General features: G+C 39.3%; 21 protein-coding genes and 1 other annotated feature. Of the genes, 2 read left to right on the top strand and 19 right to left on the bottom strand.

What is annotated here, in order from left to right; all coding sequences use genetic code 11:
* Positions 1 to 183 precede the first annotated feature (183 nt).
* The 10 genes from AC1DSK_RS12430 to zapA all read right to left on the bottom strand — a co-directional run bounded on the left by AC1DSK_RS12430 (position 184) and on the right by zapA (position 10,933).
* The gene (locus AC1DSK_RS12430) at positions 184 to 1,158 is read right to left on the bottom strand and encodes an electron transfer flavoprotein subunit alpha/FixB family protein (RefSeq protein ID WP_342543301.1); all 975 of its coding nucleotides are present in this window, start codon (positions 1,156 to 1,158) and stop codon (positions 184 to 186) included.
* A 37-nt stretch (positions 1,159 to 1,195) separates the two neighbouring features.
* Positions 1,196 to 1,969, bottom strand: coding sequence for an electron transfer flavoprotein subunit beta/FixA family protein (locus AC1DSK_RS12425; protein WP_477547033.1), 774 nt, complete (start codon positions 1,967 to 1,969; stop codon positions 1,196 to 1,198).
* A 25-nt stretch (positions 1,970 to 1,994) separates the two neighbouring features.
* Positions 1,995 to 2,768, bottom strand: a complete 774-nt coding sequence (locus AC1DSK_RS12420; RefSeq protein WP_477547034.1) for an enoyl-CoA hydratase — start codon at positions 2,766 to 2,768, stop codon at positions 1,995 to 1,997.
* 18 nt (positions 2,769 to 2,786) lie between these two features.
* A complete protein-coding gene (locus AC1DSK_RS12415) occupies positions 2,787 to 3,368 on the bottom strand; it encodes a TetR/AcrR family transcriptional regulator (RefSeq protein WP_477547035.1) in 582 nt (193 codons plus the stop codon).
* Positions 3,369 to 3,456: 88 nt separating this feature from the next.
* Positions 3,457 to 5,154, bottom strand: coding sequence for a long-chain-fatty-acid--CoA ligase (locus AC1DSK_RS12410; RefSeq protein WP_477547036.1), 1,698 nt, complete (start codon positions 5,152 to 5,154; stop codon positions 3,457 to 3,459).
* Between the two features lie 217 nt (positions 5,155 to 5,371).
* Positions 5,372 to 5,785 (bottom strand): DUF350 domain-containing protein, encoded by a 414-nt coding sequence (locus AC1DSK_RS12405; protein ID WP_016426732.1) that lies wholly within the window; start codon positions 5,783 to 5,785, stop codon positions 5,372 to 5,374.
* Positions 5,786 to 5,884: 99 nt separating this feature from the next.
* The gene (locus AC1DSK_RS12400) at positions 5,885 to 8,248 is read right to left on the bottom strand and encodes an endonuclease MutS2 (protein ID WP_477547037.1); all 2,364 of its coding nucleotides are present in this window, start codon (positions 8,246 to 8,248) and stop codon (positions 5,885 to 5,887) included.
* A 13-nt stretch (positions 8,249 to 8,261) separates the two neighbouring features.
* Positions 8,262 to 9,962: a DNA polymerase/3'-5' exonuclease PolX gene (polX, locus tag AC1DSK_RS12395; protein ID WP_477547038.1), complete on the bottom strand. Its 1,701-nt coding sequence runs from the start codon at positions 9,960 to 9,962 to the stop codon at positions 8,262 to 8,264.
* A gap of 166 nt (positions 9,963 to 10,128) precedes the next feature.
* On the bottom strand, positions 10,129 to 10,668 hold the full coding sequence (locus AC1DSK_RS12390) for a CvpA family protein (RefSeq protein WP_477547039.1): 540 nt from the start codon (positions 10,666 to 10,668) through the stop codon (positions 10,129 to 10,131).
* Between the two features lie 4 nt (positions 10,669 to 10,672).
* Positions 10,673 to 10,933 (bottom strand): cell division protein ZapA, encoded by a 261-nt coding sequence (zapA, locus tag AC1DSK_RS12385; protein ID WP_016426728.1) that lies wholly within the window; start codon positions 10,931 to 10,933, stop codon positions 10,673 to 10,675.
* A 90-nt stretch (positions 10,934 to 11,023) separates the two neighbouring features.
* Between zapA and rnhC the strand changes: the two genes are divergently transcribed.
* Complete coding sequence (gene rnhC, locus AC1DSK_RS12380; protein WP_477547040.1) at positions 11,024 to 11,962, top strand: ribonuclease HIII; 939 nt, start codon at positions 11,024 to 11,026, stop codon at positions 11,960 to 11,962.
* A 150-nt stretch (positions 11,963 to 12,112) separates the two neighbouring features.
* On the opposite strand, the gene pheT is transcribed toward rnhC, so the two are convergent.
* The 3 genes from pheT to AC1DSK_RS12365 all read right to left on the bottom strand — a co-directional run bounded on the left by pheT (position 12,113) and on the right by AC1DSK_RS12365 (position 16,675).
* Positions 12,113 to 14,524 (bottom strand): phenylalanine--tRNA ligase subunit beta, encoded by a 2,412-nt coding sequence (gene pheT, locus AC1DSK_RS12375; protein ID WP_477547041.1) that lies wholly within the window; start codon positions 14,522 to 14,524, stop codon positions 12,113 to 12,115.
* Between the two features lie 12 nt (positions 14,525 to 14,536).
* Entirely contained in the window at positions 14,537 to 15,574 is a 1,038-nt protein-coding gene (gene pheS / locus AC1DSK_RS12370) for a phenylalanine--tRNA ligase subunit alpha (RefSeq protein WP_108585314.1), read from the bottom strand.
* A 44-nt stretch (positions 15,575 to 15,618) separates the two neighbouring features.
* Positions 15,619 to 15,853 (bottom strand) — a binding site (T-box leader).
* A gap of 51 nt (positions 15,854 to 15,904) precedes the next feature.
* The gene (locus tag AC1DSK_RS12365) at positions 15,905 to 16,675 is read right to left on the bottom strand and encodes a TrmH family RNA methyltransferase (protein ID WP_477547042.1); all 771 of its coding nucleotides are present in this window, start codon (positions 16,673 to 16,675) and stop codon (positions 15,905 to 15,907) included.
* 93 nt (positions 16,676 to 16,768) lie between these two features.
* Between AC1DSK_RS12365 and sspI the strand changes: the two genes are divergently transcribed.
* Entirely contained in the window at positions 16,769 to 16,978 is a 210-nt protein-coding gene (sspI, locus tag AC1DSK_RS12360) for a small acid-soluble spore protein SspI (RefSeq protein WP_016426722.1), read from the top strand.
* Between the two features lie 34 nt (positions 16,979 to 17,012).
* Here the strand turns inward: sspI and AC1DSK_RS12355 are convergent, their stop codons facing one another.
* From AC1DSK_RS12355 to AC1DSK_RS12330, 6 genes are all read right to left on the bottom strand, one after another.
* Positions 17,013 to 17,459 carry a small multi-drug export protein gene (locus AC1DSK_RS12355; RefSeq protein WP_477547043.1) on the bottom strand — a complete coding sequence of 149 codons (447 nt, stop codon included), beginning with the start codon at positions 17,457 to 17,459 and terminating at the stop codon, positions 17,013 to 17,015.
* Positions 17,459 to 17,959 (bottom strand): hypothetical protein, encoded by a 501-nt coding sequence (locus tag AC1DSK_RS12350; protein ID WP_477598248.1) that lies wholly within the window; start codon positions 17,957 to 17,959, stop codon positions 17,459 to 17,461. The genes AC1DSK_RS12355 and AC1DSK_RS12350 overlap by 1 nt, the downstream gene beginning before the upstream one ends.
* On the bottom strand, positions 17,956 to 18,165 hold the full coding sequence (locus tag AC1DSK_RS12345; protein WP_477547045.1) for a helix-turn-helix transcriptional regulator: 210 nt from the start codon (positions 18,163 to 18,165) through the stop codon (positions 17,956 to 17,958). The genes AC1DSK_RS12350 and AC1DSK_RS12345 overlap by 4 nt, the downstream gene beginning before the upstream one ends.
* 137 nt (positions 18,166 to 18,302) lie before the next feature.
* Positions 18,303 to 19,268: an ornithine carbamoyltransferase gene (gene argF, locus AC1DSK_RS12340; protein ID WP_477547046.1), complete on the bottom strand. Its 966-nt coding sequence runs from the start codon at positions 19,266 to 19,268 to the stop codon at positions 18,303 to 18,305.
* Positions 19,269 to 19,412: 144 nt separating this feature from the next.
* On the bottom strand, positions 19,413 to 20,057 hold the full coding sequence (locus AC1DSK_RS12335) for a hypothetical protein (protein WP_477547047.1): 645 nt from the start codon (positions 20,055 to 20,057) through the stop codon (positions 19,413 to 19,415).
* A 344-nt stretch (positions 20,058 to 20,401) separates the two neighbouring features.
* Positions 20,402 to 21,052: a hypothetical protein gene (locus AC1DSK_RS12330; protein ID WP_477547048.1), complete on the bottom strand. Its 651-nt coding sequence runs from the start codon at positions 21,050 to 21,052 to the stop codon at positions 20,402 to 20,404.
* Positions 21,053 to 21,352: the final 300 nt, after the last annotated feature.

Below are 21,352 nucleotides of genomic sequence, written 5' to 3'. Positions count from 1 at the left end.
CTTTTTTGCTCAACCTTTTAATAGCTAAAAATGAACATAATGAACACTGCTCATTCGTATGTTAACAATCTATTGCCAACATGGATTTAAGTTGAAGCAGAAATGATTTCTCGTCATCTAGTATTCTTTTTTATTGCTAAAACAAAACTCCGCAAGCTTTCGCTTCGCGGAGTCGTATTTAAATTAGTTAGCTTTCATTTTCTTGAATTCTTCAGTCAGCATTGGAATGACTTCGAACAAGTCACCAACAATACCATAGTCAGCTACTTTGAAAATGTTTGCTTCAGGATCTTTGTTTATTGCAACAATGATTTTCGAGTTTGACATACCAGCTAAATGCTGGATTGCCCCAGAAATACCTGCTGCAATATAAAGGTCAGGTGTTACCACTTTACCTGTTTGACCAATTTGAAGAGAGTAGTCACAGTAGTCAGCATCACATGCACCACGAGATGCACCAACAGCACCACCTAAAAGATTTGCTAACTCTTTTAACGGCTCAAATCCATCTTCACTCTTCACGCCACGACCACCAGCAACGATAACTTTCGCTTCTGATAAATCTACACCTTCAGTTGATTTACGAACAACTTCTTTGATGACAGTGCGAAGGTTCGTGATATCCACAGATAAAGATGAAACATCGCCTGAACGGCTAGCATCGTGAGCTAAAGGTTCAATATTGTTAGGACGGATTGTAATGAAATCAATCCCATCTTTGATTTTCACTTTTTCGAATGCTTTACCTGAGAAAATCGGACGGATAAATACAGCGTCAGCGCCTTCTCCTTCGATATCAGTAACATCAGAAATAAGACCTGATTTTAGTTTACTTGCCACTTTTGGTGACAAATCTTTACCTAATGCTGTATGTCCAAAAACAACTGCATCTGGGCTTTCACTTTCAACAACTGCCATGAATGCCTGACTGAAGCCATCAGATGTATAAGATTTCAAATGTGGATGCTCAACAGTGACAGCACGGTCAGCTCCATAATGAATCATTTCAGTTGCTAATGATTGTACAGAGTCTCCAAGAAGAACTGCTACAACTTCTCCACCGCCTGAAATTTTCTTAGCTGCAGCGATAGTTTCAAAAGATACATTACGTAAAGCACCTTCACGTGCTTCACCCAGTACGATTACTTTTTTTGTCATGATGTGATTCCCTCCAATTACAAATCTTCAGATTCGATTAAATGACTTTTGCTTCTGTACGAAGTAATTGCACCAATTCTTGTACTTGGTTTGAAAGATCGCCTTGAAGTACGCGACCTGCTTCTTTTTTAGGAGGCAAATATATTTCTATTGTCTCCGTTTTTGCTTCTACATCATCTTCATCGATATCTAAATCATCCAATTCCACTTCTTCAAGTGGTTTCTTTTTCGCTTTCATAATACCCGGTAAAGAAGGATAACGAGGTTCGTTCAAACCTTGTTGAGCGGTAACAAGTAATGGTAATGACGTTTCAAGTACTTCAGAATCGCCTTCCACATCACGAACGATATTAACTTGTGTTCCGTTAATTTCTAATTTAGTAATAGTTGTTACATAGTTGATGTCCAACAAGTCGGCAACACGTGGTCCAACTTGTCCAGATCCACCATCGATGGCAACGTTACCAGCTAATATTAAATCTGGGTTTTTATCTTTTAAGTAATCTGCCAATATTTGAGCAGCTGTAAATTGGTCCATTTCATCCAAATCATCTTCAGTGTTAATCAGAACTGCTTTATCAGCACCCATTGCAAGAGCTGTACGAAGTTGCTTTTCAGCTTCTTCCCCACCAATTGTCAATACAGTCACTTCGCCACCGTGTGCGTCGCGGACTTGAATCGCTTCTTCAATTGCATATTCATCGTAAGGGTTAATGATGAATTCAGCGCCGTCTTCCTGAATTTTGCCACCAGAAACGACAATCTTTTCTTCTGTATCAAATGTACGTTTTACCAACACATAAATATTCATGATGCAGACCTCCCAATACTTTTCATTATTTTCCTTTGAACGATGGTTCGCGCTTTTCGATAAATGCTGAAATGCCTTCTTGTGCATCTTCTGAAATGAAAACGGTTCCAAAAGAGTGTGCTTCAGCTTTCACACCTTCATCATAGGCATACGTTTTAGCGAATTGTAACATGTCAATTGCAGCTTTTAATGCAACCGGACTCTTCTTAGCAATTTTAGTTGCCATTTCCATTGTATTGGCCAGCAACTCTTCTTCCGCATAGGCACGGTTCGCCAAGCCCCATTGAACCGCTTCCAACCCGCTGAGTGGTTCGCTCGTAAACAACATTTCTGCTGCTTTCGGCATCCCAACTAAACGTGGTAGGCGCTGAGTGCCCGCAAAACCTGGAATCAGACCAAGTTGTAATTCTGGCAATCCAAGTTTAGCATTTTCAGATACGATGCGAATGTGACAACTCATTGCGAGTTCCAGTCCTCCTCCAAGTGCAGCTCCATGAATGGATGCTATCACCGGTTTTGAGAATCTTTCAACGCGTTCAAAGATTTCTTGTCCACTTGCAGCCAATTCTGAAAACTCTTCCCCTGTATTGATTGAAGTAAACTCTTTAATGTCCGCGCCCGCTGAGAAGAAACGTCCTTCTCCGTGCAAGACGATGACACGAACGCTGTCATCATGTTCAACAGCATTTAGTAATTCGTTTACCTCGAGAATAAGTGCTCGTGATAATGCATTTGCCGGCGGTCGATTAATCGTTACTTTCGCAACGTAATTTTCTACAGTCCAACTCAAAAACTCCATACACGTCCATCCCTTCACTTATGATTTCATACCACTCATTAATAAATGATGAACTTTCGGTGCCAATTTCATCAAATCGTACTTCTGTTCATTCATCACCCAAGTAGTAATCGTCTCATCAATTGTACCAAAGACCATGTGTCTCGCAAGCCGAATATCTAATTCTTCATGAAATTCACCATTTTCCAATCCTTCAATTAAAATATCATCGAGCAACATTAAGTACTCTTTTAACACTTCATTGATTTTCAAGCGAATATCTTTATTGGACTGTCTTAGTTCCAATTGAGTCACGATGGCTAAATGATGATCTGTTGCTAATACGCGAAAATGATTTTCCACCATTTTTAATAATTTTTCGGATGATGTCGTTTCATCAGTTATGATTTTTTTTAGGTTTTCTACAAATAAACCCATTTTTTCGTGGAAGACAGAAATTAAGATGTCTTCCTTGTTTTTAAAGTACAAATATATGGTTCCATCAGCGACGCCTGCTTGTTTCGCGATTTTAGAAACTTGTGCTTGGTGATACCCATTTTCTGCAATCACTACTACGGCTGCGTCAATTATTTGTTTGAATTTCGGTTTGTCTCGTTTCATAGATACCACCACCAAAAAAAAGAAATTATGAATGAGGATTCATTCATAATTTCATCTTAAACTGAAGTACTAACGTTGTCAAGAATTGTTACGACGTTGCACTAGCTTCTCTATATTTATCTTTTTCTGCTTCAACTAAATTACGTCGAAGAATTTTCCCGACTGCTGTTTTCGGTAACTCTTTTCTAAATTCATAGATTCTAGGCACTTTAAACGCTGCCAGATGTTCTCTGCAGAAAGTATTTAATTCTTCTTCTGAAACATGCTCGTTTTCTTTTAGGACAACATATGCTTTCACGGTTTCCCCTCGATAAGGATCAGGTACTCCGACGGCAACACATTCCTGGATGGCTGGATGTTCGTATAGCACTTCTTCAATTTCACGCGGATAAATATTGAATCCCCCTGCAATGATCATATCTTTTTTACGATCTACAACATAGAAGAACCCTTTTTCATCCATATACCCCAAGTCACCAGTTAATAACCATCCATCGCGCATTGTATTTTCAGTATCCTCAGGACGGTTCCAATAACCTTTCATGATTTGTGGACCGCGTACACAAATCTCACCAATTTCATGTGGTGGCATTGGATCAGTTGAATCAACTTGGAAAATTGCTGCTTCAGTATCTGGCCAAGGTACACCGACAGACCCTTTAATTCGTTCATTATCCCATATGAAATTAGCGTGTGTTACTGGAGAGGTTTCGGTTAAACCATAGCCTTCCACAAGTTTCCCACCAGTTACCTTTTCGAACTTTTCCTGAACCTCGACTGGTAATGGTGCAGAACCACTTAAACAAGCTTGAATGGACGATAAATCATATTTTGCGATATCCGGATGATTTAATAGACCAATATAAATAGTTGGTGCTCCTGGGAATAACGTCGGTTTCTGTTTATCTATCGTTTTCAAAGCAGAGTCCACATCGAATTTAGGTAATAATACCATGCGATTTCCAAGCATGACGGAAAGAATCATGACGGCAGTCATGCCATAAACATGGAAAAATGGCAGGATGCCCAAAATCGTTTCCTCGCCTTTTTTGCAGCGATATAACCACGCATCACACATCGAAGCATTGGCTATCAGGTTTTTATGCGACAACATAACACCTTTTGGGAATCCAGTTGTGCCGCCAGTGTATTGCAAAATCGCAACATCCTCTTCAAAGTCAAAAGGAACTTCTATTTCTTCTGCTTTGCCAACCTTCATGACTTCCGGGAACAAGTGATTCATACCTCTATGCTCCACTTTTACTGAAAAACCGTATTGTTTCTTTTGTATAAATGGGTAAACCAAATTTTTCGGGAATGGTAAATAGTCTTTAATACCCGTTATAATGATGTTTTCAATATTCGTTTCTTTAATAACTTTAGAAATACGAGGAAATAAAATATCGAGCGATAAGATTGCTTTCGCGCCAGAATCTTTCATTTGGTAAGCAATTTCTCTCTCTGTATAAAGCGGATTAGTTTGGACGACGATGCCACCTGCGTAAAGAATTCCATAATACCCAATAACATTTTGAGGACAGTTTGGTAACATGATTGCTACTCTGTCACCTTTTTGAATACCAAGTGACCGCAAATAATTAGCAAACTTCAACGAAGATTCATAGAGTTCTCGGTAGGTAATGTCTTTTCCCAGAAAATGAATCGCAATTTTTTCCGGATAATCACGATAAGCATGTGTCAAATATGCTTGAACCGGAATCGGATCGTACGAAAGAGTATGTGGAATCTCCGGTGGATATTGAGCCAACCATGGTTTTGCCGTCATTTCTATTTTCCCCCTTTTTTAATCGTTTGAATATTCCTATTCTTTATTATAAAGAAAAATGAATCCGCTTACAATTAAATAAGAAAAAAGCACGGGACATTTTACACACCCCACGCAACTAAAGTCATTGTAAATATAAATACACGATGCCTACTACGATAAAAACAACGCAAACACCAAGCAATATTTTTGATAATTTTTCCAAATGAATCCGCTCCTAAGAAATACTCGCCCCTATGACAAATGACAGGCCGACCGATATCGATAATGAAATGAATCCCACAGATCGGTTGTCATTCTCAATCTCACGGTCAATATTGAATTTTGGCGTTAAAAATTCAAACAGGAAATATGCAATGATTAGCAATCCGAAACCGTATAAACCCCAGCCTATCATTTCCGGCAAGGAATTATGATTTTCGATGGAGTAACGAAAAATGTTTGCGACACCAAAAATTTTCCCACCTGTCGCCAGAGCGACTGCTAAATTACCTTTTTGGATTTCTTCCCAATTCTTATATTTTGTGACAATTTCAAAAACGATCATGGTCAATATCAAACATAAGATGACCACACTGAAATAGCCGGCTGTTTCAACTAGTGGGTGTTGCCAAAAATCCATCCCTAACATATGTTAACTCCTTTAGACGTTTTGTAGCTTGTACGATTGAAATGGATTTAGGTTTCAAAAAACTTTTATCCGATATGAGATTGAGTTTAAGGATAACGCTTATTTTAATTCCACAACCGTAACGCCGTGTCCGCCCTCTCCTGCTTCACCAAAGCGATAGCTTTTCACGCGAGCGTGATTCTTTAGAAACTGTTGAATCCCTTGTCTTAACGCTCCCGTGCCTTTCCCATGAATAATCGATACTTGATGGTAACTGGATAATACAGCATCATCAATATATTTCTCTGCTCGCAGGATGGCGTCTTCATACCGTTCTCCACGTAAATCTAGTTCCAGTTTCACATATGTGTCGCGCCCTTTTACATGGGTCATTGCAACAGTTTGTTTGGTTTTTTCTGGTTTGATATATTCCAGGTCGGATTCAGGTAATTTCATTTTCAGAATCCCGATTTGAACACTCCATTCGGAGTCGGAAACTTTATCAAGCAGAATACCTTTTTGTCCATAACTTAACACTTTGACTTCGTCGCCAACTGTTAATGTCATTTCTCGTTCTTTAATTTGTTTTTGTTTCTTCAGTACTGAATTTTCCGGTGCCGCTTTTTCAAGTCGCTTGCGCACATCGATCAATTCATGGTCTTTAATTACATGTTGAGCATTTTTTTGCATGCTTCGAAGTTCACTGATAATACTTTCGGCTTCTCTCTTCGCTTCATCCACTAATTTTCTAGCTTTGTCTTTCGCCTTTTGTTCAAGCTTTTCTTTTTGTTCTTCAAGCTGATGCAACTGGCTTGTCAAATCTGCTTGTATTTTTTCGGATTCTACCCGTAAAGCATGTGATTTTTCTGCATCTCTTTCCGACTGCTTGCGACTTTCTTCAAGTGAAGCGATCATTGACTCTACTTCATGACGGTCGGTTCCTGTAAATGATTGCGCATGTTTAATAATGTGCTGAGGCAAACCTAGTCGTTTGGAAATCTCGAATGCATTACTGCGACCGGGTACACCAATTAACAGCTTGTATGTCGGACTTAACGATTCAACATCAAATTCAACACTGGCATTTGCCACACCTGGTCGATTGTATCCATATGCTTTAAGTTCAGGGTAATGAGTCGTTGCCATTACACGAGCGCCTCTTCCGTGCACTTCGTCTAAAATCGAGATGGCCAAAGCAGCACCTTCCTGTGGATCTGTTCCTGCTCCGAGCTCATCAAATAGCACGAGGCTACGTTCATCAAATTTAGATAATATATCCACGATGTTGACCATATGGGATGAGAATGTACTCAAACTTTGTTCAATCGATTGTTCGTCTCCGATATCGGCGAAAATTTGATCAAACACTGTTATTTCTGATCCATCCAATACAGGAATCGGCAGTCCTGCCTGTGCCATTAATGTACACAGTCCCACTGTCTTCAAGGTCACAGTTTTACCACCTGTGTTCGGTCCTGTAATGACAATCGCTGTAATATCGTCACCGAATTCAATCGTGTTGGCTACCGCTTCCTCGATGCTTAACAGAGGATGACGAGCCTTTACTAATCGAATAATTCCACGGTCATTGACAGATGGCTTTGTACATTTGTTTGCTTGTCCGTATTTTGCTTTCGCTAAAATCACATCAATTTCACCTAAAATTTGGACCAGAACAAATATATCATGGGCAACTGCTTGTACCTCGAGGGACAACGCCAACAATATACGTTCGATTTCTTCTTGCTCTTTCATTTTCAGGCGGCGAATTTCATTGTTCGCCTGTACGACAGCATCCGGTTCGATGAACAACGTCTGACCGGATGAAGATTGATCATGGACGATGCCTCCGTAGTTTCCGCGATACTCCTGTTTTACTGGAATAACGAATCGATCATTGCGGATCGTGATGATTGAATCTGATAACATTTTCGATGCATTTTTTCCCCGTGTATAACTTTCCAGTTTTTCACGAACGCGGCTTTCCTGCGCCCGTAATTGCTGGCGGATTGTCCTAAGCTGTGTGCTGGCACTATCCAGAACAGCCCCGTTGTCATCTATACATGCGATGATTTCATGTTCCAGCGCAGTAAGAATCGGCAAAGCTTGTTTTCGTTCCAGGAAGTACGGAATGTTAATATCTTCCGACTCCTCTACGGCTTCAAAAAATTGACGTAATATACGGCTGGCACGAATGGTGCTGGCGATTTCCATCAATTCAGTCGGGCTTAACATGCCACCGATTTGTGCACGTTTTGCATGTCCGCGCACATCAAAAATGCCACCCATCGGAACATTTCCCCGGACACGCAGTACGGATAACCCCTCATCCATTTCGTCCAAAAGTTTCACCACAGTATCAAGCTCAATGGATGGTTCAAGTAAATCCAAATGGGTTTTGCCAAGTGATGATGTACAAAAACTTGCTACTTGGTCTCTCACTTTATCAAATTCAAGTGTTTTCAATGCGCGTTTGGCGATCATTTCAACACCTCCATTACTTCAAATATTTTATCAATTTCTCATAAGACCACGTATTGACGATCGTATCCTGTTTCAACCATGCTTTTTGGGCATATTTCACGCCGATGTCCATGAATCGCAATTGGTCAATGCTATGTGCATCGGTATTAATTGCAATCGGTACATTTAACTTCTGAGCTTCAACTAAATATTCAGTCGCCAAATCCAAGCGATGAGGATTTGCATTCAACTCAAGGATTTTTCCGTACTCAGCAGCCCATTTGATTAACTGGTGGACATCTGGATCATAGCCATTTCGTTGTCCGATTATACGGCCAGTCGGATGCGCAATCATATCAACATGTGGATTTTTCATGGCCGTCAATAGACGATCCATGATCTTTTCCTGCGGTTGGCTGAAGCTTGAATGAATGGATGCTATGACAAAATCGAGTTGTTCCAACAGCTCATCATCAAAGTCGAGAGAACCGTCAGGCAGTATATCCATTTCGGTACCAGCCATCAATTTAATATCAGGAAATGACTTTTGAATTTCTTTAATTTCAGCAATTTGCTGACGCAACCGATCAGCAGACAACCCATTTGCTACACGCAAGTAATGAGAATGATCGGTGATGGCAACATGTGTGTATCCTTTTGCAAGGCAAGCTTCAATCATTTCACTCAATGAATGTGCACCATCTGACCACGTTGTGTGCATATGCAAATCGGATTGAATATCTTTCACTTGAATAAGTGTTTCCAATTCATCTTGTCGGTCAAACTCTCGAGAATCTTCCCGTACTGGTGGCGGAAAATAAGGAAGGCCAAAATGGGCAAAAAAATCTTCTTCAGACTCAAAAGTTTGATTCGAGCCATCTTCTTGCTCCACTCCATACTCACTAATTTTCTTTCCTTGTGCTTTAGCGATTTGACGCAACTTCACATTATGATCTTTCGATCCAGTAAAATGGTGTAACGCAGTGGTATATGCAGCAGGTTCAACCAATCGAAAATCCACATCGATCATTTCTTCATAATCAAGCGTAACGGATACTTTGGTATCTCCAGCTGCGATAATTTCAGATACGGGCAATGTTTTCAATAAAGTTTCCCGAACAGTAACTACATCTGAGGTAGCAATGATAAAATCTAAATCTTTACTTGTTTCTTTTACACGTCTGAAACTGCCAGCCACAGAGAATTTATCAATTTGTTTAATTCCACTTAATACTGCTTCAATTATTGAAACGGCTGATTCCAAACGCCAAATTGGCAAACGGTCCGGTCTAGAATTGAACTGTTCAAGTTCTTTCAGGATTTTCTCTTCCGTTTTTGCTCCAAATCCGGCAAGTGACTGGACTTTCCCTTCGTCACAGGCTTGTTTTAAAGACTCAGCAGAATCTACCCCTAGTTCCTGGTACAGCTTGGCTATTTTTTTCCCACCGAGACCAGGCAATTTCAATAAAGGTAAGAGTCCACTAGGGACCGAAGATTCCAGCTCTTCCAGTACAGTCGAATTCCCCGTTTCAATCAATTCTTCGATAACAGCAGCTGTTCCTTTTCCGATGCCTTTTATTTTCGTGACATCATCCATTTCAGCCAAACTTCTTGCATCCAGTTCAAGGGCTTGTGCTGCTTTTCGGAAAGCCGATACTTTAAAAGGATTTTCTCCTTTAAGCTCCATATATAAAGCGATTTTTTCCAACGTTCGAATGATGATTTTCTTATTCATATATTTTCCCTCGTCCCTGATAATTTGATTTTCACGGGCAATTATATGACCGTGAAATAGCAGAATGAGTTTTGTATTAAATACGAATTTATCGGTTATGAATACTCACAGGCAACGCAAGATTCTGACGCTTTAAAAAAACTTCTCTCGAGAAGAGAGAAGTCACTTATTCAGTATAGATGTACCACCAGTTTTTAACCGTCTCTGATAAAATTGGCGTACTTTTAAGCATGGACTCCGCTAAATTTGAATTCTCGATCAAATTTTGGAACGGACCTATCGGCAATAATGCAATGACGTACATCACGATAAACAACAATATGTAGAATTCGATAAAACCTAAAATTGCACCTGCAATCCTGCTGATGAATCCAAGTACCGGTAAGTAAGAAAGGAAATCAAACATGGATGCAACTAGTTGTAATGCGAATTTCACGACAAAAAAGATGAGTGCAAATGCAATTAATTGATAAAACGTTTGATCAAGATCCAATTTGTCGACTGCAAATGTCAGCCTTGAACTTGAGTCGACAGTAGGATATGGAACCCACAACACAAATTTTTCAGCGAGTGGTTTATAATAGGTATAGGCAACGATGAGTGCAATAATGAATCCAGTCATATGAATCAATTGGACGATTAATCCTCGTTTTGCACCTACAAATAATCCTGCTGCTAATAAAACTAAAATCAGTATATCTAACATGTATTCAACCCTTTAACCTTTTGATTTCTTCTTCTAGTTGTTCTACTTGTTCTTTTAATTTAACATATTCATGGACTGTATTGACCGCTGTAAGAACAGCCAACTTAGAACTATCTAATGAGGGATTGTGCGAATTGATTTCTCGCATTTTATCGTCAACCATAGAGGCAACCAGACGCATATGACCGCTAGTTTCCGAACCTAGCATTTTATACGTTTGTCCATATATATCTACTGAAACTCGTATTTTATGTTGCTCTGACAAAGGTTACCCTCCTCATCAAAAATCCTATAAATTATCATACCATGAAATACCTGCACATGTGAATAAGTAGCCACAGAAAGGAAAGTGTTCATGTCGAACGAAGTTTTGCAACTATCTCCTACACAATTAAAAGAAGTTTTTACTCATTATGCAAATAATAGAATTGAGCGAAACGCACCAGGTGTCGTCTTCGCAGCAAAACTACTAGACACCTCCATCACAGCCTATAAATCTGGCAAAGTATTGTTTCAAGGGAGTGGTTCTACACGGGAAGCGATGCGCTGGGGAACATTAGAGGAGAAAGCAGGTAAAAAAGTGAGTTCCGCAAAAGGAGATACTCTACCTGAAGGTTTTGCTTTAAAATCTGTTATTGGTTCTGACGAAACGGGAACCGGTGATTTCTTTGGCCCTATGACGGTTGCCGCATGTTACGTGCCTGCTGATAAAATCGAACTTATTCAGTTCCTTGGTGTGAAGGATTCCAAAATGCTGACAGATGACCTCATGCGAAAAATAGCACCCGACTTAAAAAGCTCACTGACACACAGCATATTGATTCTTGGCAACGAGAAGTACAATACCGTCCAAGCAAAAGGCTGGTCACAAGGGAAAATAAAAGCCTTGTTGCACAATCAGGCGTTGAAGCATGTGCTCTCAAAAATAGCTCCTGAAAAACCAGAGTTCATTTTAATCGACCAATTTGCCGAACGTGGCATTTACTACAATCATGTGAAAGCAGAAAAAGATATCATTCGTGAGAATGTGCTTTTCTCAACAAAAGCTGAACAATTACATGTATCTGTGGCAGCCGCTTCCATATTGGCGCGTGTCGCCTTTTTGGAGGAAATGGATAAGCTCAGTTTAAAAGCAGGAGTGACTATTCCAAAAGGTGCGAGTTCGAAAGTGGATGAAGTCGCTGCCCGAATTTACTTGAGCAATGGCGAGGAATTTCTTTCATCCATTACGAAAAAACATTTCGCCAACACAGATAAAGCACTGGCTATTGCTAACAAGAAAAGAAGACAATAAGAGCAAACAATCCACCTCTATTATACGAGGAGGATTGTTTTGTTTCCTACAAGGTTTTTACGAATGTTAAAATCTGTCGTATAGTAAATCATTGCCAAAATGAAAAGGCTATTCCCATTCACCAATTGGTAAGTGGAAACAGCCTTTATTTTATCCTCGAAGTTGTGCGTTGCCTTCTTCTTCAAGTGCTTTTAGCACTTTCGAATGAGCCTTCACGACTTCTTCATCTGTTAATGTGCGTTCCGGATCTTCGTAAGTTAGTGAGAATGCAACCGATTTTTGACCTGGTTCCATTTTCTCTCCTTCGTATAAATCGAAGACGCGGATATCTTTCAATAACTTCCCACCAGCTGCACGGATAATCTGTTGTAATTTGCCTGCAGCTTGCGTGCGATTTACGACTAAAGCGATATCACGTGAAATGGATGGGAAACGTGGTACTGGTGTATACAATAATGGCTCTAATGCGAAATTCAGTATTTTCGCCATGTTCAATTCCATTACATACGTTTCTTTCAAATCACGTTTCTTTTGTTCGGTTGGGTGCAATTGACCGACAACACCGATCACTTCATCTGCCAACTTCACTGACGCAGTTCGTCCTGGATGTAATCCATCCACTTGAGCTTGCTCAAATGATACATGTTTTTCTAATCCTAGCTTCGCGAATAGCCCTTCAATGATTCCCTTTAATACAAAGAAATCGACTGTTTTGCGTTCGCCTTGCCAGCTATGGTCAAGCCATTTGCCAGTCATTACTGCCGCCACATGCTCTTCTTCAGATGGAAGTCCTTCTGCTGTTTCGCCAAGGAACACTGAACCCGTTTCAAACAATGTCACCGAATCAGCTTTACGCGCAACGTTGTAGCTTGCTGCTTCCAATAAATGCGGAATTAATGACTGACGCAAAGTGCTGCGATCTTCGCTCATTGGCATCAACAATTCTGTTACTGGAGCCGTTTCAAGAGCAAATCGCTGTGCAAGTTCTTTTGAAGTTAATGAGTACGTAATTGCTTGATGCAAGCCTGCACCTTCAAGGAAGTTGCGAACTAAGCGACGTTGTGCTTGATAAGGTGTTAAACCACCCGGTGTCGATTCCCCTTTAGGCAGTGTTATTGGAATTTCGTCATATCCATATATACGAGCAATTTCTTCTACAATGTCTTCTTCAATTTGAATATCTTGACGACGTGTAGGTGCTTTAATGTAAAGCAAACCATTTGCTGCTTCGAATTCGAATTTCAAACGACTTAATATAGATGTCATATCTTCTAAGGAAATTTTCATGCCTAAACGATTATTAATGAAATCTGGAGATACAACCACTTCTTTTTGTGGTTTATCCAGTTCGTCTACTACTACACTTCCTTGTAGAATTTCTCCTCCAGCAAGTTCAGCAATTAGTTGAGCAGCACGTTCTGCAGCTGCTTCCACACGGTTTGGATCCACGCCTTTTTCAAAACGCGAACTCGCATCACTGCGTAAATTGTGATCTTTAGACGTTTGGCGAACAGAAGCGGGCTTGAAGTATGCTGATTCAATAACGACAGTTGTCGTGCCTTCATGAACTTCAGAATTTGCTCCACCCATCACTCCAGCAATCGCAACCGCTTCTTGACCATTAGTAATGACTAATTGATGTGATGCTAATTCACGTTCTTGCGTATCTAATGTAGTAATTTTCTCACCTTGACGAGCAGCTCGCACAACGATTTCTCCTGTTTGTAAACGATCATAATCAAAGGCATGAAGCGGTTGACCATATTCCATTAATACATAGTTCGTTACATCCACTACATTATTATGAGGACGTACACCAGCAGCCATCAAACGTTGCTGTAACCATAATGGAGATTCACCAATTTTTACATTTTTCACGACTTTAGCGATATATAGTGGGTTTGCATCCATGTCCTCCACACGAAGTTTCAAGACATTTTCAGCAGATTCCGATGATGTTGAATACTTAATTTCAGGATACTTCATATCTTCCGAAAGAATCGCACCTACTTCATATGCTACGCCTAACATACTCATCGCATCTGCTCTATTAGGTGTTAAACCAAGTTCAAGCACGGTGTCATGTAAACCAAGAACTTCAAGTGCATCAGCACCCGCTTGTGTATCCACTGGTAACACGTAAATTCCTTCTGCATAAGCTTTAGGTACAAGCTTCCCTTCAATTGCTAGTTCTTGAAGTGAACAGATCATACCGTTTGATTCTTCTCCGCGAAGCTTCGCTTTTTTAATTTTCATTCCACCAGGTAAAACAGCACCTGGACGGGCAACGATTACTTTTTGACCTTTTGCAATGTTTGGAGCACCACAAATAATTTGAGTTACTTCTTCCCCAACATTGACTTGGCAAATAGATAATTTGTCTGCTTCTGGATGTTTTTCGCATTCTAAAACATGACCCACTACAACATTTGTCATTCCATGAGAACGATCGATAACTGCGTCCACTTCAATCCCAGAACGAGTAATTTTTTCAGCGAGTTCCGCAGGATCTAACCCTTTTGTATCTATATAATCAGCTAACCATTTAGTTGAAACTAACATGTGATCTCCTCCTTACACTTCAGTCCGGTGAAATTGCGAAACGAATCGCACGTCATTCGTATAGAAATGACGAATGTCTTCCACTCCGTATTTCAACATCGCAATGCGCTCTGGTCCCATACCGAATGCAAATCCAGACAGACGTTTTGAATCGTACCCTGCCATTTCTAAGACATTTGGATGCACCATACCGGCACCTAAAATTTCAAGCCAACCTGTTTTTTTACAAACGTTACAGCCGCTACCGCCACATTTGAAACATGAAATATCCATTTCAACAGAAGGCTCTGTGAATGGGAAGAAACTTGGACGCAAACGTATTTCACGATCATCGCCAAACATTTTCTTCGCAAATACAGACAATGTTCCTTTTAAGTCACTCATATTAATGTTCTCGCCAATTACTAGACCTTCGATTTGAGTGAATTGGTGTGAATGTGTCGCATCATCGCTATCACGTCGATACACTTTACCTGGACAAATAATCTTGATTGGCTCTCCACCTTTTGCTTCCATTGTGCGAGCTTGAACTGGAGATGTGTGTGTACGAAGTAAAATATCTTCAGAAATATAGAATGAATCTTGCATATCTCTTGCTGGATGACCTTTCGGCAAGTTCAATGCTTCAAAGTTATAGTAATCTTTTTCAACTTCAGGACCTTCAGCAATTTCGTATCCCATGCTGATAAACAAGTCTTCAATTTCTTCTACCACACGTGTTAATGGATGGTGATTTCCAGTTTTTGCTGGACGACCTGGTAATGTTACATCGATTGATTCATTTTCAAGTTGTTGTTGAATTGCCGCGTCTTCTAGTAAAACTAAACGCTCATCCAAAACTGACGTTACTTCTTCACGAACTACGTTTACAAGTGCACCCATTTTAGGACGTTCTTCAGCAGGTAGTTTACCCATTCCTTTTAACAGATCCGTAATCGGTCCTTTTTTACCTAAATAGGCAACTCGAACATCTTGTAGTTCTTTCACATTTGAAGCGGCTTCTATTTTGCCAATTGCTTCTTGTTTTAATTGTTGTAATTGTTCTTGCATGTGTATATCCTCCCTCTAAAAAATTAAAAAAACCCCGCCCCTAAAAAAGGGACGAGGAACATTTTCGCGGTACCACCCTGATTACTACGCTGAGAATCCAGACGTAATCACTTCATTGAATTAACGGCTCTTCACCGGCGCACCTTTACAGCAATTGCTGGTCCTGATGGCAGCTAACGGGGTGAACTTCGATGAATCTTTACTATTTGCACTCACAGTCTCGGTGCAAACTTCCTGAAATAAAGGGTTTCATGTACTCTTCCCGGTCACAGCTTTTGAATGTATCAAATTAGATACTATTATACGCTCGAATTACGGTTTCATCAACATTCAATTTGATTGAGGGATTAATGTGTATAAAAGAATACCTGTCGCGACCGCTACGTTTAATGATTCAGCTTGTCCTAGCAATGGAATTTTCAAATTCGTATCTGTTTGAACAAGAAGTTCTGGCGAAAGCCCGCTTCCTTCATTGCCCATAATCAATGCAAATCGCGCTTGAGGTTTCACTTGGTTATATAGTACTGATTCGTCCAATGATGTTCCGTACACAGGTATTTCCTGCTCCTTGCAGATTTGAACCCATTGAGATAAATCGCCTTTGACTATCGGAATATGAAAGTGCGAACCTTGACCGGAACGAACCGTTTTCGGATTATAAGCGTCTGCCGATCCTTTTCCTAAAACGACGGCATCCATTCCGGCAGCATCAGCTGTGCGAATCATTGTCCCGACATTCCCTGGATCTTGAACAGCATCAATAAAGAGAAGTTTTTTCCAAGTTTGTTGTTGCTTCTCTGTTGCCACTTGTTGACTACAATATGCGTATATTCCTTGTGAGTGCTCTGTTTCGGCAATTTCTTTCGCAATATCCATTGTGACTTCAATAATGTCTACATCATCTACATTCCAGCCAGTTGGAATTGTTGTTCCTTCTCTTACAATCATGGCTAACACATTCGACTTGTTTTTTAATGCCTCTTCAACCAAATGGAAGCCTTCGACTAAAAATTCTCCAGATTTATCACGTTCTTTTCGAACGGAAACAAGCTTTTTCCAATGTTTCACTTGTGAGTTTTGTGATGATTCAATACGTTTCATCGATTGTACGACCGCCTTTTTCTTTTAAGTGTATCAAATTCATGTATAAGTGGCGATAGTAGCGGACAAAATGAGGTGTGAGGAGGAGAGATTATGAACTTTCAAATTCGAGATGCAATCACCGCCAACATGGTTGGCAATAGTGCTACAGAAATTCGTGAAGTAGTTGAAGATGCCATCAAACGTGGCGAAGAACATTTACTTCCTGGACTTGGTGTGTTTTTTGAAAAATGGTGGAAAACAGCTGGTGAACCTGAAAAAGAATCAGTATTAAGACACTTGGAACAATCTTTCCAAGGATAAGTAAAGTCTCCGTATTGCACGGAGACTTTTTCATTTATATTTCCCGCACAAAGAAATCAAAGCCGAGTGCCGTTAAAATTCCGAATACCAATGCCCACAAAGCAATGCTGATGGCAGACCATATGGTCGTCTGTTTTTTGCTCCCACCCAATGTCATCGCGATAAATGCAGCAATGTGGGTCCCAATCAGTATGGGTCCAAGCAACAACATTCCAGGTAGCCCATATTTATTCCAAATCCTTTTTGCACGTTCACTGCGCTTGGATTCTTTCTGTACTTTCCCCTCGCGTCTTTTCACTAACCATATTTTAAATTTATTGTATCCGATGATTAATGCCAAGACCGTTACCATATTCCCGATAAAGCCAATGACGACTACCCAAAAAGGATTTAATCCCGTTAAGATACCTAGTGGAATTACCACGGCCATTTCAAGCCATGGAATGGCCGCCCCTAAAAACACTAAAAAATATTCCCACATTATTCTTCTCCCTCTACCAAATRTTTTCGTACTTCAATGTAATAAATTAAATATTGCATCCACGCCAAGATCAATATACCGAAAATCATCCAGAATCTAGATAATTCAAATACTAGGAAAATCGTTGCCATAAGCGGCAGTGCCCACACAAAGAATGTGTAAACTTTTTGAGCAGCTCTTCTCGTAATGTACATCATGCCTTCATCTTGCTCCAAGTATTCCAATGGTCGTATCTGCCACAGTGATAGTTTTTGGGTTGGATTTTGCTTGTTATGTTTAGAGATTTTCATCGAAAAAATTGTGATCATCAAAACTGTAATAAAAAGAGCACCCAACAATAAAAATGATTCCAATGCATCGAGCTCTACGGAAAAACTTAATTCTTCAGATGTTTTGTATAGCTCTGTGGAGGCACCTGTTAAACTAAATGCTATAAAACCAAACAATACAATAAACGCCATTTGCCATAAAGGATACTGCACGCGTAAATCTTTTTTCATAATGGTTTATCCCCTTCTAACCAAAATAATTGGTCTACACTTATTTCAAACTCTCGTGCCAGTTTTAATGCCAATGTTATCGATGGTGAAAAATCTCCTTTTTCGATAAATCCAATGGTTTGTCGTGTAACACCCACTCTTTCACCCAGTTCACCTTGCGAAAAACCAAATCGGGCACGAAGCTCTTTGACTCGGTTATGGAGCATGCCTTCCACCTCTTCATGTTAAGTATTATATTCATAATGTAAACTATAGTTAACATTAAGTAAAGTATCATTAACAAATTTAATGTAATTTTTTCCATAAAAAAGCTCCTGAAAAATTAATCAGGAGCTTTTCTACTTTATGACAGAATCGATGCTAATATGGCTTTTTGAGCATGGAGTCGATTTTCTGCTTGTTCAAATACAGCTGAATGCGGACCATCGATGATAGATGTTGCGACTTCTTCCTCACGATGCGCGGGCAAGCAGTGCAAGAATAAATAATCCGTTTTGGCGTGTTTCACGAGATCTTCATTAATTTGATACTCTTTGAAAGCATCAAGTCGCGCGGCTGTCTCTTCTTCTTGCCCCATACTGGTCCAGACATCTGTATAAATGACATCCGCACCCGATACAGATTCAATTGGATTGTTAGTCGCCAGGATGCTTGAACCATTTGAAGCGGCTAGTTTTTGAGCCTTGTTAAGAATCGTGGAATCAATTTCAAAACCTTTAGGCGTTGCAATGGATACATCAATTCCTAAATGGGCACACGCAATAACGAGAGAATGTGCTACATTATTCCCGTCCCCCACGTAAGCAAGTTTTAAACCTGCTAAATAGCCTTTCACTTCATGAATCGTCAGGACATCGGCTAATGCCTGGCAGGGATGGAAAAGATCTGTTAAGCCATTGATGACAGGAACACTCGCAGCTTCAGCTAATTCTTCGACCATTTTATGTGAATGGGCACGAATCATAATGCCGTCCATATAACCCGATAATACTTTTCCAGTATCTGAAATAGGCTCCCCACGTCCGATTTGCAAGTCTCTTGCATGCATATACATTGCATGACCACCTAATTGATTGATTCCAACTTCAAATGAAATACGCGTTCTGGTTGAGTGTTTTTCAAATATGAGACCAACCGTTTTTCCAGCCAGTAGTGGAGGGTGCACGTTGTTTTTAGCCAACTTCTTCAGATTGGTTGCTAGTTCCAACAATTGTTTTACTTCCATTGAAGTATAGTCGAGCCATGTTAACAAGTCTTTATTTTTCACACTTTCCACTACTTCAAGATTTACGAATTCAAGTAATTTCATAAATATTCACTCCTCGTTATAATTATGTATAATTATTATATATTTGAATATTTATAATTACAAGTGAATATTTATTAATTAATTCAAAAGAAAGTGTCTTATTTTCATAAGACACTTCAACTTTCTTTACACCCATTCTGCGAACTAGTTAATTCTTAGAGCAGCCAATGTGTTTTGTCCGAATAAAAATACATCTCTGTTATTATTCAGGCGTTGTACGAAAACTGTATAAGTTACATTTTTGTTTTCATTTGATTCGAATTCCACATGTGCAAATGGCACTTGAGTAAGATCGTCATGTCCAGGTTGATCGATTTCGAAAATTTGTCTGTAGATTGTACGTTCGCTACCTGACTGAGTTGTTCTTACAATTGTTAACTTAATAACAGCAACATCATTACCAATAACATCTGTGTCATTGTCAAAACCAACAATTCCGCTTAACCATACTTTGTCATTCTCACAGATTTTATTGAATGTAACCTGAAGTACTTGAATCGGTTCTTCGAAAATTTCATCGTCTAAAAATGATATGTCTGATTGGAATTCTACTTTGTCTGTTTTGCCCGTGCATTTTTCACAGTCGTGTTTTTTCTTGTCGTGATTGTCCTTCTTATCGTGATCGTCTTTCTCGCATACTACTTTAATGTTAACGTCACCACACTTAGGACATTCCTTCTTATCCCAGTCGTGTTTATGGTCACACCATTCTACTTTCGTCTCTGCTTCACGACATTTGAAACAGTCACAGCCCTCTATTTTTTCCCACGTCTTTTTGTTATATCTCATATTTGATTGCACCTCCTTCCTTTTGGACCGATACTAGAATCCATGTTTCGGTTTCTCTCAATCCGTATTTGCCTTACATCTATAACATATTAAAAGAGAGAAAATTGCTCTAGGCAGATTGGAAACTAATAGTTTTTTCTATCGTTTCATATTTTTGGACATAAAAAAACGTAGTCACTTGGACTACGCTTCACTCTATTTATAGTATTCAAATAGTTTTATAATTTCATAAGCATTCATACTTCATTATAATTATATGTGAATATTTATTATTATAAGTTAATAATAAAAAATAAAGTGTCTTATTTTCATAAGACACTTCAAATTTACATCCATTTCGTGAACTAGTTAATTCTTAGAGCAGCTAATGTGTTTTGTCCGAATAAAAATACATCTCTGTTTTCATTTAGGCGTTGTACGAAAACTGTATAAGTTACATTTTTGTTTTCATTTGATTCAATTTCCACATGTGCAAATGGCACTTGAGTAAGATCGTCATGTCCAGGTTGATCGATTTCAAAAGTTTGTCTGTAAATCGTACGCTCACTTCCTGACGCAGTTGTTCTTACAATGGTTAGTTTAATCACAGCAACATCATTACCACAAACATCTGTGTCATTATCAAAACCAACAATTCCACTCAACCAAACCTTGTCACCTTCACATATTTTGTTGAAAGAAACCTGAAGTACTTGGATCGGTTCTTCGAAAATTTCATCGTCTAAAAATGATTTGTCTGATTGGAATTCTACTTTGTCTGTTTTACCTGTGCATTTTTCACAGTCGTCTTTCTTTTTCTCATCGTGATTCTTCTTATCGTGATCTTCTTCTTTGCATACTACATGGATGTTAACATCACCACACTTAGCACATGTACATGCATCTTTTTTATCCCAATCGTGGTTTTTTTCACATTTTTCTTTGCTTTCTGTTTCACGACATTTGAAACAGTTACAGCCCTCAATTTTTACCCATGTCTTTTTGCTATTTCCCATTATTAATTTCACCTCCTACCGTTTGGATTGTTAGTAGACTCCATTACGCGTTTCCACTCAATCCTTTTTCCCTTACATCTATAACATATTAAGTGATAGAAAAATGCTCTAGGTAGATTGGAAAACAAAATAGATTTTTTAATAATTTCTCACTTCAACATTTATTAGACATAAATAAAAGCGTAGCCACTTGGACTACGCCTTCACCTTTCAATTAATGATTGATATGACAACAATCTATCATGCATTAAATACATGGAGTATCAAAAAAGCATCGCCTCAGCGATGCTTTCTGATTTC

The organism is Paenisporosarcina sp. P4_B8, assembly GCF_056402175.1.
Note: the sequence above shows the minus strand (reverse complement) of the source record. Positions and strands in the feature narration are given on the sequence as shown.

What these genes read in the sequence shown, in the direction of transcription:
- AC1DSK_RS12430 (WP_342543301.1), bottom strand. Translation starts at nt 1,158, where the DNA reads ATGACAAAAAAAGTAATCGTACTGGGTGAAGCACGTGAAGGTGCTTTA.
- AC1DSK_RS12425 (WP_477547033.1), bottom strand. Translation starts at nt 1,969, where the DNA reads ATGAATATTTATGTGTTGGTAAAACGTACATTTGATACAGAAGAAAAG.
- AC1DSK_RS12420 (WP_477547034.1), bottom strand. Translation starts at nt 2,768, where the DNA reads ATGGAGTTTTTGAGTTGGACTGTAGAAAATTACGTTGCGAAAGTAACG.
- AC1DSK_RS12415 (WP_477547035.1), bottom strand. Translation starts at nt 3,368, where the DNA reads ATGAAACGAGACAAACCGAAATTCAAACAAATAATTGACGCAGCCGTA.
- AC1DSK_RS12410 (WP_477547036.1), bottom strand. Translation starts at nt 5,154, where the DNA reads ATGACGGCAAAACCATGGTTGGCTCAATATCCACCGGAGATTCCACAT.
- AC1DSK_RS12405 (WP_016426732.1), bottom strand. Translation starts at nt 5,785, where the DNA reads ATGTTAGGGATGGATTTTTGGCAACACCCACTAGTTGAAACAGCCGGC.
- AC1DSK_RS12400 (WP_477547037.1), bottom strand. Translation starts at nt 8,248, where the DNA reads ATGATCGCCAAACGCGCATTGAAAACACTTGAATTTGATAAAGTGAGA.
- polX (WP_477547038.1), bottom strand. Translation starts at nt 9,962, where the DNA reads ATGAATAAGAAAATCATCATTCGAACGTTGGAAAAAATCGCTTTATAT.
- AC1DSK_RS12390 (WP_477547039.1), bottom strand. Translation starts at nt 10,668, where the DNA reads ATGTTAGATATACTGATTTTAGTTTTATTAGCAGCAGGATTATTTGTA.
- rnhC (WP_477547040.1), top strand. Translation starts at nt 11,024, where the DNA reads ATGTCGAACGAAGTTTTGCAACTATCTCCTACACAATTAAAAGAAGTT.
- pheT (WP_477547041.1), bottom strand. Translation starts at nt 14,524, where the DNA reads ATGTTAGTTTCAACTAAATGGTTAGCTGATTATATAGATACAAAAGGG.
- pheS (WP_108585314.1), bottom strand. Translation starts at nt 15,574, where the DNA reads ATGCAAGAACAATTACAACAATTAAAACAAGAAGCAATTGGCAAAATA.
- AC1DSK_RS12365 (WP_477547042.1), bottom strand. Translation starts at nt 16,675, where the DNA reads ATGAAACGTATTGAATCATCACAAAACTCACAAGTGAAACATTGGAAA.
- sspI (WP_016426722.1), top strand. Translation starts at nt 16,769, where the DNA reads ATGAACTTTCAAATTCGAGATGCAATCACCGCCAACATGGTTGGCAAT.
- AC1DSK_RS12355 (WP_477547043.1), bottom strand. Translation starts at nt 17,459, where the DNA reads ATGTGGGAATATTTTTTAGTGTTTTTAGGGGCGGCCATTCCATGGCTT.
- AC1DSK_RS12345 (WP_477547045.1), bottom strand. Translation starts at nt 18,165, where the DNA reads ATGCTCCATAACCGAGTCAAAGAGCTTCGTGCCCGATTTGGTTTTTCG.
- argF (WP_477547046.1), bottom strand. Translation starts at nt 19,268, where the DNA reads ATGAAATTACTTGAATTCGTAAATCTTGAAGTAGTGGAAAGTGTGAAA.
- AC1DSK_RS12335 (WP_477547047.1), bottom strand. Translation starts at nt 20,057, where the DNA reads ATGAGATATAACAAAAAGACGTGGGAAAAAATAGAGGGCTGTGACTGT.
- AC1DSK_RS12330 (WP_477547048.1), bottom strand. Translation starts at nt 21,052, where the DNA reads ATGGGAAATAGCAAAAAGACATGGGTAAAAATTGAGGGCTGTAACTGT.